A 12965-nucleotide genomic window follows, 5' to 3' on the forward strand; every position below is an offset into this window, starting at 1 on the left:
TTGTACTTCATCAAAGCGCATTCCTCCCGGCACTGACCCTACGGGTACAGTGCGGGGCTCCTGCGATTTCTAGCTGAGATCTGGAGCCGGGAATGGCCTACGGCTCACCCGCGCCCTCGGAAAGCAGAGCTAGAGGAGAGGCAGCTGAAACAGGCGAGCGGCATTTTGGCTGGTTTCTTCTGCCAGTTTTTCCGGCGGGATTCCCAACAGCTCCGCCAAGGTTTGGGCCACCCGCTGCACATAGGCCGGCTCATTGCGTTTGCCGCGGAAGGGGGTGGGAGCCAGAAAAGGGCAATCGGTTTCCACCAAAAGCTGGGATAGGGGCACCTCCAAGGCCGACCGGCGGACAGTCTCGGCGTTCTTGAAAGTAACAATGCCGCTGAAGCTGATGTAGCAGCCCAGCTCCACAAACTGCCGGGTTTCCACCGGGGATCCGCTCCAGCAATGCATCACCGCCCGCACTGGCCCCCCCGTGGCCATGGCCTCCTTGAGGATGGCGTAGGTGGCTGCTGCCGCCTCGCGGCAATGGACGATCAACGCCAGATCCTGCGCTTGGGCAATGGCAATCTGGGCCCAGAAGGATTCTTTTTGCCGCTCGATATCCGCCGGGTTGGACTTGTAGAAATCCAGGCCCGTCTCCCCGATAGCCACCACTCGCTCGTCGCTGGCGGCCAGGTGGGCGATCTTTTCGGCCAAATCGGGCTGCCACTGGCCCGCCTCCAAAGGGTGCAGCCCCACCGACAAAAATACTTCCGGATACTGGTCGGCAATGGCCTGCAACTGGGGGAATTCTGCCGGTGTTACACAAGAATGCACCAAACGCCGGATCCCCGTCTGACGCCAGCGCTCGGCCACCTGGGGCAGATCCGCGGCAAAATCGGGGTAATTGAGGTGGACGTGAGTATCCACCAAAGGAGCAGCAGGTAAGACGGCGGTGCTCAAGGCTCAGCTCCCCAACAATCGTGTTGCCAACCTTATCCAATTGTAAAAGCTGTCCCCGGCCTGCTTGGGATCCCTTCCGGCGCTCCCGTTTGCCGGCGAGATCCCCTTGCGACGGCTCCTGTGGGAGCAGGATGATCCACAATGATTGAGGAAACCTTACGCCGGAGGTTTGTTATGGCCCGTACCCCCTCAACCATGCTGCCTTTGGGCACCCCAGCCCCTGACTTCAGCCTGCCGGATGTGGTGAGCGGCCAAACCATCTCCCTCTCCACCTTTGCCGACAAGCCGGCCCTGCTGGTGATGTTCATCTGCCAGCACTGTCCCTATGTGAAGCACGTGCAAGAGGAGCTGGCCCGCCTTGGCAGAGATTACAAGGATCGCGGCGTCGGCATTGTAGCCATCAGCGCCAACGATGTGGAGAAATACCCGGATGACAGCCCAGAGAACTTGAAGAAGATGGCCGAGACCTTGGGCTTTACCTTCCCCTTCTGCTACGACGAAACCCAAGAGGTGGCCAAAGCCTTCACCGCCGCCTGCACCCCCGACTTTTTCTTGTTCGACGCGGATCGCAAGTTGGTCTATCGGGGTCAACTGGACGACAGCCGTCCCAGCCTGACCGATGTGCCGGTGACGGGCAAAGATTTGCGGGCGGCGCTGGATAACCTTCTGGCCGGCAAGCCCATCGATCCCGACCAAAAGCCCAGCCTGGGCTGCAACATCAAGTGGAAACCTGGCAATGAGCCTGCTTATTTCGCTGGGTAGATCCCGCTTTTTTGAATCACGGCCAGGGCCTGTCGATGCAAGCTGGGGTTGGCCGCCGCCAGCACTTCTCCGGTGGAGGTGCGGGTTAAGGGATCCCCTCGCCAATCGGTAATCACGCCACCGGATCCCTCAATCACCGGCACAAGGGCAGCAAAATCGTAGAGGGCAAGGCCACACTCCATCACCAGATCCACACAGCCGCTGGCCAGCAGGCCGTACTGGTAGCCATCGCCGCCATAGGAGGTGATGTGAACCGCCTGGCTGAGCCCCTGGAAGCACCGTTGTTGGTCGGGTTGGGTGAACAAATCAGGGGTGGTACAGCTCAAGTAGGCGCGGCTGAGGTCGGTATTGGCCTTGGTTTGAGCAGCCTGTCGGTGAGAGGGGGTTATCCATTGAGTGGGCTGTCCCCGCACCCCCAGCCAGCGTTCCCGCAACACCGGTTGATCGATGATGCCCAAAATGGGGCGGTCTTCTTCCAAGAGGGCAATCAGAGTAGCAAAGGTGGGCTTGCCGGTGGAAAAGGCGATGGTGCCATCCAAGGGATCCAAAACCCAAGTGTAGAGGGATCCCGTCTGGTGAAAACCAAACTCTTCGCCAAGGATGCTGTGTTCTGGCACTTGGGCCATCAGCAAAGCTCGCATGGCCCGCTCTGCCTCCCGGTCGGCCACCGTCACAATTGGGGAGCGGGCCTCTTTGTATTCGGCTTGCAGTTCTCCGCGAAACAGGGGGCGAATCACCGCTCCGGCAGCATCGGCCAGGGCCTGGGCCAGTTCAATCCACTCTGCCTTGACCACCTTTTGCCCACCCTATTTGCGCGTCTCCCCTCTTAGCATAGAGTAAGGGTTTCCCCCCGGTTATGCGGTCTGGCCTGCTCTTAACTCCTCTGGAATGGCTTTGGACGGCGATTGGGGTCCTCCTGACCATTTTGGGCACCCTAACCCATTTGAGTTTTCCGCCCGGGCTGCCTGGGTTGGGGGGATACAGCTTTTCGCTGCAAATCGGGGGCGTGTTGCTGACGGCTTGTTTGGCGGGGCCGGTGGCGGCGGTGTGCGCCCAGATCGTCTACCTGGGGTTGGGGCTGGCAGGGCTACAGGTGTTTGCCCAAGGGGGAGGGTGGCAGTACCTATACCAGCCTGCCTTTGGCTACTTGCTGGGGTTTCTGCCAGGAGCCTGGGCCTGCGGGACAATTGCTTTTCCGCAACGGGATCCCTATCCACCCCCTTCTCCTCTGGCCCGCCAACGTGCTGTCGATGGGAAGCGGTGGGCAGAAGGGATCCCTGACTCCCCGGTGGGCCTCCAAGAGTTGGGATCCGGCAGCTTGGTGGCTTTGGCCTTGGTTCACCTGACCGGGATTCTCTACCTTTTGGCCACGCAACCCTGGAATGGGGAGTTGCTGAGGTTGATAGGGCTTTACTCCGGCTATACTCTGCCGGGACAGCTCATCGTGGCCAGCTTTGTTGCAGTGATAGCGTTGCTGTTGCGGCGCTTGCTGCTGCTCTGAAGCAAGGGAATCAACTCTGCGCAAAGGCCCATGCAGATTTAGGTCGTGGCGCATCTTTTCTCAAGCTGCAGAGGCAGAAAGTAGCTTAGAGCCGTGCTAACGGCAGTCCCTGAGGGGAGTGTAGATTCTAGTCAGGTCTTGTGAGGATTGACGGGTTTTCGTGAGGAACTGAGGGATGCAACGTACTGCTCTGATCCTTTTGGCCACCGGCCTTTTGGCAACCGGGCTGGCTGCCTGTGGAGATGGCGGCAGCTCAGGGGGTTCGATCCTGCCCCCACCCCAAGGCCCAACGGTTTCGTTTATCAATGCGCCCACCTCGGTGCGGGTGGGCACCTCCACGCCGGCCTTCACGGTGCAGGTGAGTGTGCCCGGCGGTGCTCGTCCAACGCAGTTCCTCGAGCTGGAAACTTTCAACCCCAGCGGCGTGCGCGTGCAAAGGGAATTCTTCAGCCCACAGCAGGCCGGCTGTAACCCTGGGGCCACCTTTTGTAGCTTCAGTACCGATTTCCGCGTTGCCCTCGGGGATCCCATCGGCGTTTGGCAGTTCCGGATTACCGCGTTTGACCAACAGAATCGCTCCGGATCCCAAACACTGCTGATTACAGCCTTCCAGTAGGCAAGCAGAGTTGCCGGTTTTGAGGCGAGGCCATTCACTCCAGAGGGGAATGGCCGCCACAGGTCGTGCCAGCGGGACGGAGTTGCAACAAGACTGAATCTCGTGAATCTCGCTCACCGCTGCTGCAACCCATGACCAGCAGCAACTTTGTCGCTACCCCGCCAGCAGGAGCTCCCTGGGCATCCGTTCTCCCATAGCTAGGGCAACCAGCAAGGTTCGGCAAAAACAGGGCCAGAGGCATGCTCCCTCAAGCGATGAGCCAGTTATCACTTGGGTTCGCAAGCTGCCCAAGGCGGGATCCCCTACTCCAGGTCTCGACGGTTGGGGTTGCGGGAGGGGTCGTTGCTCAAAAAACCAAACACAAAAAGCCCCACAAAAAAGATGACAACCGCGTAAACAGAGATTTTCAGTAACAGCATAGTTTCAGCAACCCGTTTCCGACTGAATGAACCGATGAGGCGCTAAGGCAATGGTAAAGCAAGGGCGAACCACCCCAGAAAGGGGATCCCGTCAAACCTGAGACCCCGCAAAACTTCTTCACAACATCATACCTCTCAGAGGGCCTTTTTCCCGCAAATGGCCCCAGTCTCCCCCCGAGAGATCCTTTCATCCCATCCTCAGAAAAGGCTGCAAAGCCCGGCATGTCGGGGATCCCCGGCAAGAGCAGAGATTGTTAAGAAATATTTTGGACTGGAAACAAAGATTGCCGCTCCTCAGCGGCGGCAGCGCTCGCGGGCGACCGGGACATAGGAAGATATAATTTGTGGCTTTGCCGGGTCTTGCCGGACCTGTGTTGGATTTGCCCATGCCTTTTGATCGGTTAGGCCACTTAGAGGTTCTGGATGGGCGGTCGGGAGCTCAGCCGCAACCTTCGTCGGGGATCTATCGGCCCCAGGAGTTGCTGCTTTCCGATGGGATCCCGGCTTTTCTGCACCACTGGCCCCAGGGATCCCCTTGTGGAAGGGTGTTGCTTTTGCACGGCAAAGGGGATCACGGCGGCGGGTTTTGCCCTTTGGCCGGCGAGTTGGCTGCTCAAGGGTGGGAGGTTTTGGCTCCCGACATGCGGGGATTTGGTCGCTCCGGCGGGATCCGCTGCTGGATCGACCGCTTCAGCCAATATCAAGCGGATCTGGAGAGGATCGCCCAGCAGGTCTGGCCGCAGAAAGGGATCCCGCAGATCTGGTGCGGGTACAGCGCGGGGGCCAACTGGGTTACGGAATATGCCCTTGCCCATCCCGGCCAGGTGCAGGGCCTGATCCTCATCTCTCCCGCTTTTCGCATCGACCACTATTTCACCCCTTTGACCCACGCCCTTTTGCAAGTTTTGGACAGGGTTGCTCCCCAGCTGGCCTTGACCGGCCTCTACGAGCCGGCGCGGGTGACTTCCCTACCCGAGCAGCAAGCCGCCTTTGCGGCGGATCCCTACATGTGCGGTGTGACGCGGGCCAGATTTACAGCCGAACTGGCGCGCAGCGGGCAGCGCTGCCTTGATCAAGCCCATCGGCTCCGCCTGCCGGTTTTGCTGCTTTACACCTCCGCCGATATCGTCGTCAATCCTGCGGGAGCTGTGGATTTTGCCCGTCGGCTGCCCCAGGGAGAGATCCACGATTTTCCCCGGTCGCGCCACGATCTTTTGCACGACTGCCAAGCGGAAGCGGTAAAAGAGACCCTCCACCGCTGGCTGGCTCGGCATTTTCCCTCTGCCCCGGATGTCGCCCCTCGCCCAACGACCAGCTCAGCCCCTACCGACCTCATGGCAAAATAGAAACGCCCTCTTTCCCCCTGCTCTCATGAGCCAAGACCTGATCTACCGTCCCCGTCGGCTGCGGCGCACAGAAGCCTTCCGCCAGATGGTGCAGGAAACCCACCTGCGGGTGCAGGATCTGATCTATCCCCTGTTTGTCATGGAGGGGGAGAACCAGCGGCAGGAAGTGGAGTCGATGCCCGGCTGCTACCGCTACACCCTAGACCTGCTGCTAAAGGAGGTGGAAGAAGCCGCTCAACTGGGGATCCCGGCGGTGGCCCTGTTCCCGGTGGTGCCGGAAGAGAAAAAGGATCCCACCGGGCGGGAGTGCTTCAACCCGGAAGGCTTGATCCAGCGGTCGGTGCGGCGGATTAAACAGGAAATCCCCGAGATCTTGGTGGTAACCGATGTGGCTTTGGATCCTTACAACAGCGACGGCCACGACGGCATTGTGCGGGATGGGGTGATCCTCAACGACGAGACGGTGGAAGTTTTGGTCAAGCAAGCCCTCTCCCAAGCAGAGGCGGGAACCGACATTGTGGCCCCCTCGGACATGATGGACGGTCGTGTCGGTGCCATTCGGGAGGCCCTGGATGACCAAGGCTATACCGATGTGGCGATCCTGGCCTACTCCGCCAAATATGCCTCTGCCTTCTACGGCCCCTTCCGCGATGCCCTGGGATCCGCGCCCAAATCCGGAGACAAAAAAACCTACCAAATGGATCCCGCCAATGCTCGGGAAGCCATCAAGGAAGTGGAGCTGGACGAAGCCGAGGGGGCGGACATGGTGATGGTGAAGCCGGCCCTGGCCTACCTGGACATCATCTACCGAGTTAAGGAATCGACGGATCTGCCCGTGGCTGCCTACAACGTCAGCGGCGAGTACGCCATGATCAAAGCCGCCGAACAAAAAGGCTGGATCGACGGCAAAAAAGTGATGTTGGAATCCCTGCTGGCCATGAAGCGGGCCGGTGCCGATATCATCCTCACCTACTTTGCCAAAGAGGTGGCCTTGCTTCTCAAACAAGCCTAGGCAGAGGCAGCCTACGGCCTGGCAGACGGCTGGGTGGACTGCCCGATCCAGGAAGGGTGGGTGTTCTTCTCGTCGTCCGCCACCCAGGTACTGGGATCCACCAAACGCACCTGAATTTGATTGCGTGGCACCCGATTCAGCCGTTCCTTGATCAGGGCCTCCTGCTGCAAGGGATCCATACCTCGATCCACCCCCTCCTGCAGCCGAGAAATCCGAGTGGACAAGACCTCGATATGCCGCTCCAGAACCTGGAGCCGGTGGTGCTGAGCCAACTGCACCGGCAAGAGGCGATACAAACCACTGAGGGCAGCCGCCGTAAACAAGACATTCACCCCGATGTGACAGGCCATCTCCCAGACTTGAGGCTCGTGGCCAGGTTCTTGCCGTCCGCGCCGGCGGGAGCGCTGGACAGGGATCGTCCGCCGACCGGAAATTGGGAGAGAGGAGGGAAACCCTGCCCGAACCAGGGATCCCTGCCCTTGGGAGCGATGCACTCGTGGAGCAACAGAGATGTCCAGCCGCGGCCCAGCAACCTGCTCTGCACGCATAGACACGTGGCGAGCCGGGGTACGGGAAGAAGACTTGGGTGTCACGGGTGAAGGGAAGAAAATAGGGGGACGATGAACCACCTCTGCTGCCAAGAAGCGCAGCTAGGGCCTATTGAAGCCGATTTTTCCAGGTGTGTCAGGCTTTGCCGCAAAACATTTTTATTCTTGGGCTTTCTTGGGCTCTGCCACTTCGCCAAGCTCAGCAAACGGATGGCGGGATCCCAGGCAATGGCCAACGCGGGGCAGGAAACGCGCTAGGCTAGAGGTTCGAATAGCGGAAAGGCTCTGCACCGTTCAAAGGACAAGGGCGGCACAGGGCTTGTGCAGATGCAAGTCGGATCCACATCATGCGCATTGTCATCACGGGTGGAAGTGGTTTTATCGGGCGTCGCTTGGTGGCCCGTTTGCTGGAGCAAGGGGATCAGGTTTTGGTCTTGACCCGCCGCCTGGAGCAGGCCCGCCGCATTTTGGGGGAATCCCCCAACCTCAAGCTGCTGCCCTACGATCCCTACCAACCGCAAGCCTGGGCAGCCGCCCTGGAAGGGTACGAGGGGATTGTCAACTTGGCCGGAGAGCCTTTGGCTTCTTCTCGCTGGACAGAGACCAAGAAAAAAGAAATCCGTCGTAGCCGTGTGGAAACCACCCAGGCCCTTGTCCAAGCCCTCGCCTCCCTCAACCAAAAGCCCCAGGTGATGATCAGCAGCTCGGCGGTGGGTTACTACGGATCCCATCCGGCAGGAGAACCCTTAACAGAGACGGATCCCCCGGCCCAAGATTTTCTGGCAGGAGTCTGTCAGGCCTGGGAAGCTGCCGCCCGGCCGGTTGAGGAATTGGGGATCCGTTTGGCCATCGTGCGCACAGGGATTGTGTTGGGGCCGGATGGAGGAGCGCTGGGGCAGATGTTGGCTCCCTTCCAATTTTTTATCGGCGGAACGATCGGCTCCGGCAAACAATGGCTGTCTTGGATCCACCGCGAGGATTGGGTGAGCTTGGTCTGCTTCCTGCTGGAGCAGGGATCCGGAGTGTTCAACGCCACCGCTCCCAACCCGGTGCAGATGGAAGAGTTTTGCCGAACCTTAGGCCAGGTCTTGGGTCGCCCCTCTTGGTTGCCTGTGCCGGAGCTGGCGTTGGAACTGCTGTTGGGCGAGGCAGCTCAAGTGGTTTTGACGGGGCAGAAAGTGATCCCGCAAGCGGCTTTGCAGATGGGCTTTACCTTCCAGTACCCACAACTGAAAGAGGCATTACGACAGATCCTCCTCCCCCGCTGACTTCTCTCTACGCCAATTATTCTTCCGTGAAATCGGCTTCCACCACCCCTGAAGCAGAGCTGGGATCAGGGCTGGCAGCCGCAGTGGGTGCCGGAGCCGGTCGCGATGCCTGGGGCACTTGCACAATTTGGGGAGTAAAGATGAATAGGTTGTACACCGTGTTGCGGCGGATGTTGTCCATCATCTCCAGGAACAGCTCGTAGCCCTCGTTCTTGTACTCGATCAGGGGATCCTTCTGACCGTAGCCTCGCAGGCCCACAGCTTCCCGCAGCGCCTCCATCTGCTGCAGGTGTTCCCGCCAGAGGGTGTCCACCTGTTGCAACAGGAAAAAGCGCTCTGCCTTGCGCATCAAACCGGGCTCAAAGGTATCCAGAAAAGCCTCTTTGGCCTCATAGGCCAGCTCTGCCTGCTTGATCAGGTAGTCCAAGATCTGCTCGTAGGAGAGATCCCGCAGATCCTCAACCTTGAGGTTTTGCTTCAGGAGCGGCACAAACTCCTGCATCTTGGCGGTCAGCTTGTCAATTTCCCACTCTTCCGGGGGCAGCTCTGGGTTGACATGCGCTCGCACGATCTCGCCAACGGTTTTGCGCACATAGTCAAGGATCTTGGTCTTGAGGTTTTCCCCCTCCAAGATGCGCCGCCGCTCTGAGTAGATGGCCCGCCGCTGGTTGTTCATCACCTCGTCATACTCGAACACCTGCTTGCGCATGTCGAAGTAGTATACTTCCACTTTTCTCTGCGCATTCTCCAGGCTGCTGCTGAGCAGCGGGTGCTCGATGGGCATATCCTCCTCCACCCGGAACATGTCCATGAGCTTGGCTACCCGGTCGCCACCGAAAATCTTGAGCAGGTTGTCTTCCAAGCTGAGGAAAAACCGCGAGGAGCCGGGATCCCCTTGTCGCCCGGCGCGGCCCCGCAGCTGGTTGTCGATACGGCGGGATTCATGGCGCTCCGTACCGATCACATGCAGGCCCCCCAGCCTCACCACCTCTTCGTGCTCGGCCTCAGTAATTTTTTCGTACTCGGCTTTGATGCTGTTGTAAACCTCCCGCAGTTGCAAAATTAGCGGATCCTGCACCGGCGCTTTCTCGGAAGCTACTGCGATGAGATCCTCCACCACCAGCTCTGGCAGACGGTTCAGCCCATACTTGGTCACGGCTGCTGCCACCACTTCGTCTAAAGCTTGGTTGGTGCGGGCCGACAGCTCACAGGGGTAAAAATTGGGGGAGACCACCGTCCAGGATTTTTTCGGCTTGGGTGCTGTCCCACCAAATCCCTGGCCACCCCCCCGTCCCACCATCTGAACGGATCCCAAGGGGTTGTCGGCGTCCAATTGAGCCAGCTTGGGCATCAGCCGTTCCCGCAGCTTGAGGCGGGCCATGTACTCCGCATTGCCTCCCAAGATGATGTCCGTGCCTCGACCGGCCATGTTGGTAGCAATGGTTACAGCGCCTTTTCGCCCCGCCTGGGCAATGATCTCCGCCTCCCGCTCCACGTTTTCTGGCTTGGCGTTGAGGAGGTTGTGGGGGATCCCCATTTCCTTGAGCATGGCCGAGAGGCGTTCGGATTTTTCCACACTGGTGGTGCCCACAAGGACGGGGCGCCCCTGGGCGTGCATGTGGGCAATTTCCTCGGCAACCGCTTGCCACTTGGCCCTTTCGGTCTTGTACACCAAGTCGGGGGCATCTTTGCGGCGGATGGGTCGGTTGGTGGGGATCACCGTAACTTCCAGGTTGTAGGTTTTGCCGAACTCGGCCTCCTCAGTGCGAGCCGTGCCCGTCATGCCGGAAAGCTTGGGATAGAGCAGAAAAAGGTTTTGGTAGGTGATGGTGGCCAGGGTTTGGCTCTCGCTTTGAATCGGCACCCCCTCTTTGGCCTCCACCGCCTGGTGCAGCCCATCGGACCAGCGACGACCGGGGAGCACCCGCCCGGTGAACTCGTCCACGATCACCACCTCTTGATTGCGGACGATGTAGTGGACATCCTTGATGAAGAGCTCTTTGGCCTTCACCGCGTTAAAGACAAAGTGCGCCCAGGGATCCTTGGGATCAAACAGGTCAGAGACCCCCAGCAACCGCTCGGCGGCTTCAAACCCCTCGTCGGTAAGGATGACGTTGCGGGCTTTTTCATCCACCTCATAGTGTTCATCTCGGATCAGCTCCCGCGCCACCTGGGCTGCCCGCAGGTATTTTTCGGAGGGGCGAGCCACCTGACCGGAGATGATCAGGGGAGTGCGGGCCTCGTCGATAAGGATTGAGTCCACCTCGTCGATGATGCAGTAGTTAAAGGGCCGTTGCATCACCTCTTTGATATCGGTGGCCATGTTGTCCCGCAGGTAGTCGAAGCCCAGCTCGCTGTTGGTGCAGTAGGTGATGTCGCAGTTGTAGCTGCGGCGCTTTTCTTCGGGTGACATGCCCTCTTGCACTAGGCCGACCGTCAGGCCCAAGAAACGGTGCACCTGCCCCATCCACTCCGAGTCGCGCCGCGCCAAGTAGCCGTTGACGGTAACGATGTGAACCCCCTTCCCAGTCAGGCCGTTCAAGTAGGCAGGCAGGGTGGCGACCAGGGTTTTCCCCTCGCCGGTTTTCATTTCGGCAATCTGGCCTTCGTGCAGCACCATGCCGCCGATGAGCTGTACTTCGTAATGGCGCAAGTTCAAAACTCGCTTGGCGGCCTCCCGCACCACGGCAAACGCCTCCGGCAAGAGATCGTCCAGAGATTCTCCTCTGTCCAAGCGCTGGCGAAACTCTGTGGTCTTGGCCTTGAGCTCCGCATCCGAAAGAGAGGCGATCTCGATCTCCAGCGAGTTGATCAACTTGACGACAGGACGGTACCGCCGGATCTTCCGATCGTTAGGATCCCCGAGGAGCTTTTGTAGGGTTTGGAGCATGGGCAAGCCTAGGCCAATGAAGGACATTGATTGATTAACGATGCAATTCTACCATTTTGACTTGGCCGGCCAGGGAGAGGTTGGCCTGGATGAGCTGAGAGCAAAACACCAGAGCCATCGGATAGATGAGGAGAGCCGGCAGTTACTTGCAGTCCGCGGCGAGAAAATGTCAGTCTAGGGAAGGGATCCCGACCAAACCGTACTCTGCCGAGGCTCATGAATTTTTTGGGTGTTGGACTGCCGGAAATGTTGGTTATCTTTGCGGTGGCTCTCTTGGTTTTTGGGCCCCGCAAACTGCCGGAGATTGGTCGCACGCTGGCCAAAACCCTGCGCAGCCTGCAGGATGCTTCCAGAGAGTTCGAGGCGCAACTGAACAAAGAGGCCCAAGAGCTGGAAAAAGCCACCCGCGGGACAACGGCTGCTGCCACTCCCAAGGCTTCCCGAACAGCAGCCGCGGCTGAGCCCAAAGCCGAGTCGGTCGCCACAGCCGATACACCCACCTCAGAGATGGCTCCCCCCCCATCCGCAGCCGACGACGCTCAAACAGCAGACGCTGCCTAACCTATGGCCCGCTTCAACCCCCTTTGCTTCGGCCTGGAAATCACGCGCCTGTTCGAGCAAGGGCAGTCCTACTTTGCTCCTGCTAAGGTGGAGACCTGGCTGCGGCAGCATGGCCAAAACCCGTCTGACTATGAGATCTCGTTTCACCAGGAACTGCCCCCTGCCGGCTCTTCTGCGGCGATGTGGATTCGCATCGACTTGAAGCGTTGGGATGGCCAGCCGGTGGATCCCTGGCTATTGGAAGAGATCAACCGGGTAGATTGAGAATGGATTGCTCTTGGGGAGAGCCAGTCCCCACAAAGTTGAGGCTGTTGTCTACCGATGCCCAGTGCCACCCTGTTGGTATCTTGCCCTGATCAAAAAGGGCTGGTAGCCAAGCTCTCCAGCTTCATCTACAGCTACGGCGGCAACATCATTCACGCCGATCACCATACGGATCCCGAGGCAGGACTGTTCTTGAGCCGCATCGAGTGGGACTTGCAGGGCTTCCAACTGGAGCGAGGGGAAATTGTCCCCGCCTTTTCGGGTATTGCCCGTGGGATCCAAGCCAACTGGGAACTGCATTTTTCCGACACTCGCCGTCGCATTGCGTTGTGGGCCAGCAAGCAAAGCCACTGCCTTTTGGATCTGATCTGGCGGCAAAGGGCGGGAGAACTGCCCGCCGAGATCCCCTTGATCATCAGCAATCACCCCGACCTGGAATCGGTGGCCCGCTCCTTCGGTATCGATTACTACCACATCCCCGTTTCTCCAGAGGGCAAAGCCGCAGCCGAAGCCCGTCAGCTCGCTCTCCTGCAGGAATATCGAATTGACCTGGTGGTGTTGGCCAAGTACATGCAGGTCTTGAGTGGGTCGCTGCTCCGCCAAGCCCCGCCGGTCATCAACATTCACCATTCCACCCTGCCCGCCTTTGCCGGAGCCAACCCCTACCACCGCGCCCATCAACGGGGGGTGAAGATCATCGGCGCGACTGCCCACTATGCCACCGAAGATCTGGACGAAGGGCCGATCATCGAGCAAGACGCCGATCATCGAGCAAGACGTGGTGCGGGTCAGTCACCGCGATACCGTTGCCGACCTCGTCCGCAAAGGCCGCGACA

The 12965-nt window shown here is 59.4% G+C and carries 14 protein-coding genes; 9 read left to right on the plus strand and 5 right to left on the minus strand.

Annotation, left to right across the window (positions count from 1 at the left end):
• Nucleotides 1–129: 129 nt before the first annotated feature.
• Nucleotides 130–942, minus strand: coding sequence for a TatD family hydrolase (locus NW834_RS09885; RefSeq protein WP_414419735.1), 813 nt, complete (start codon nt 940–942; stop codon nt 130–132).
• A 174-nt stretch (nt 943–1116) separates the two neighbouring features.
• On the opposite strand from NW834_RS09885, the gene NW834_RS09890 reads away from it, so the two are divergent.
• Nucleotides 1117–1704 carry a thioredoxin family protein gene (locus NW834_RS09890; RefSeq protein WP_041437584.1) on the plus strand — a complete coding sequence of 196 codons (588 nt, stop codon included), beginning with the start codon at nt 1117–1119 and terminating at the stop codon, nt 1702–1704.
• On the opposite strand, the gene NW834_RS09895 is transcribed toward NW834_RS09890, so the two are convergent.
• Nucleotides 1689–2498 (minus strand): inositol monophosphatase family protein, encoded by an 810-nt coding sequence (locus tag NW834_RS09895; protein WP_414419734.1) that lies wholly within the window; start codon nt 2496–2498, stop codon nt 1689–1691. The two genes, NW834_RS09890 and NW834_RS09895, sit on opposite strands and share 16 nt — an antisense overlap.
• 62 nt (nt 2499–2560) lie before the next feature.
• On the opposite strand from NW834_RS09895, the gene NW834_RS09900 reads away from it, so the two are divergent.
• Nucleotides 2561–3205, plus strand: coding sequence for a biotin transporter BioY (locus NW834_RS09900; protein ID WP_414413528.1), 645 nt, complete (start codon nt 2561–2563; stop codon nt 3203–3205).
• 175 nt (nt 3206–3380) lie between these two features.
• Nucleotides 3381–3821 carry a hypothetical protein gene (locus tag NW834_RS09905; RefSeq protein ID WP_414419733.1) on the plus strand — a complete coding sequence of 147 codons (441 nt, stop codon included), beginning with the start codon at nt 3381–3383 and terminating at the stop codon, nt 3819–3821.
• 302 nt (nt 3822–4123) lie between these two features.
• Here NW834_RS09905 and NW834_RS09910 read toward each other — a convergent pair whose 3' ends face one another.
• Nucleotides 4124–4240, minus strand: coding sequence for a photosystem II reaction center protein I (locus NW834_RS09910; protein WP_011434021.1), 117 nt, complete (start codon nt 4238–4240; stop codon nt 4124–4126).
• Nucleotides 4241–4626: 386 nt separating this feature from the next.
• On the opposite strand from NW834_RS09910, the gene NW834_RS09915 reads away from it, so the two are divergent.
• A complete protein-coding gene (locus tag NW834_RS09915) occupies nt 4627–5586 on the plus strand; it encodes a lysophospholipase (RefSeq protein WP_414419732.1) in 960 nt (319 codons plus the stop codon).
• A 25-nt stretch (nt 5587–5611) separates the two neighbouring features.
• Nucleotides 5612–6598, plus strand: a complete 987-nt coding sequence (hemB, locus tag NW834_RS09920; RefSeq protein WP_414419731.1) for a porphobilinogen synthase — start codon at nt 5612–5614, stop codon at nt 6596–6598.
• Nucleotides 6599–6609: 11 nt separating this feature from the next.
• On the opposite strand, the gene NW834_RS09925 is transcribed toward hemB, so the two are convergent.
• Nucleotides 6610–7146 (minus strand): hypothetical protein, encoded by a 537-nt coding sequence (locus NW834_RS09925; RefSeq protein WP_238376986.1) that lies wholly within the window; start codon nt 7144–7146, stop codon nt 6610–6612.
• Nucleotides 7147–7493: 347 nt separating this feature from the next.
• Between NW834_RS09925 and NW834_RS09930 the strand changes: the two genes are divergently transcribed.
• Nucleotides 7494–8414, plus strand: a complete 921-nt coding sequence (locus NW834_RS09930; RefSeq protein WP_414419730.1) for a TIGR01777 family oxidoreductase — start codon at nt 7494–7496, stop codon at nt 8412–8414.
• A 16-nt stretch (nt 8415–8430) separates the two neighbouring features.
• Here NW834_RS09930 and secA read toward each other — a convergent pair whose 3' ends face one another.
• Nucleotides 8431–11304, minus strand: coding sequence for a preprotein translocase subunit SecA (gene secA, locus NW834_RS09935; RefSeq protein ID WP_414419729.1), 2874 nt, complete (start codon nt 11302–11304; stop codon nt 8431–8433).
• A gap of 216 nt (nt 11305–11520) precedes the next feature.
• On the opposite strand from secA, the gene NW834_RS09940 reads away from it, so the two are divergent.
• The 3 genes from NW834_RS09940 to purU all read left to right on the plus strand — a co-directional run.
• Nucleotides 11521–11865 carry a TatA/E family twin arginine-targeting protein translocase gene (locus NW834_RS09940; protein ID WP_011434012.1) on the plus strand — a complete coding sequence of 115 codons (345 nt, stop codon included), beginning with the start codon at nt 11521–11523 and terminating at the stop codon, nt 11863–11865.
• Between the two features lie 3 nt (nt 11866–11868).
• Nucleotides 11869–12129, plus strand: coding sequence for a hypothetical protein (locus NW834_RS09945; RefSeq protein ID WP_414409269.1), 261 nt, complete (start codon nt 11869–11871; stop codon nt 12127–12129).
• 57 nt (nt 12130–12186) lie between these two features.
• Nucleotides 12187–12965, plus strand: a 779-nt coding sequence (purU, locus tag NW834_RS09950; protein WP_414426295.1) for a formyltetrahydrofolate deformylase, incomplete at its 3' end; no start/stop codon positions are given.

Source organism: Synechococcus sp. R60.1 (assembly GCF_047461835.1).
GTDB lineage: Bacteria > Cyanobacteriota > Cyanobacteriia > Thermostichales > Thermostichaceae > Thermostichus.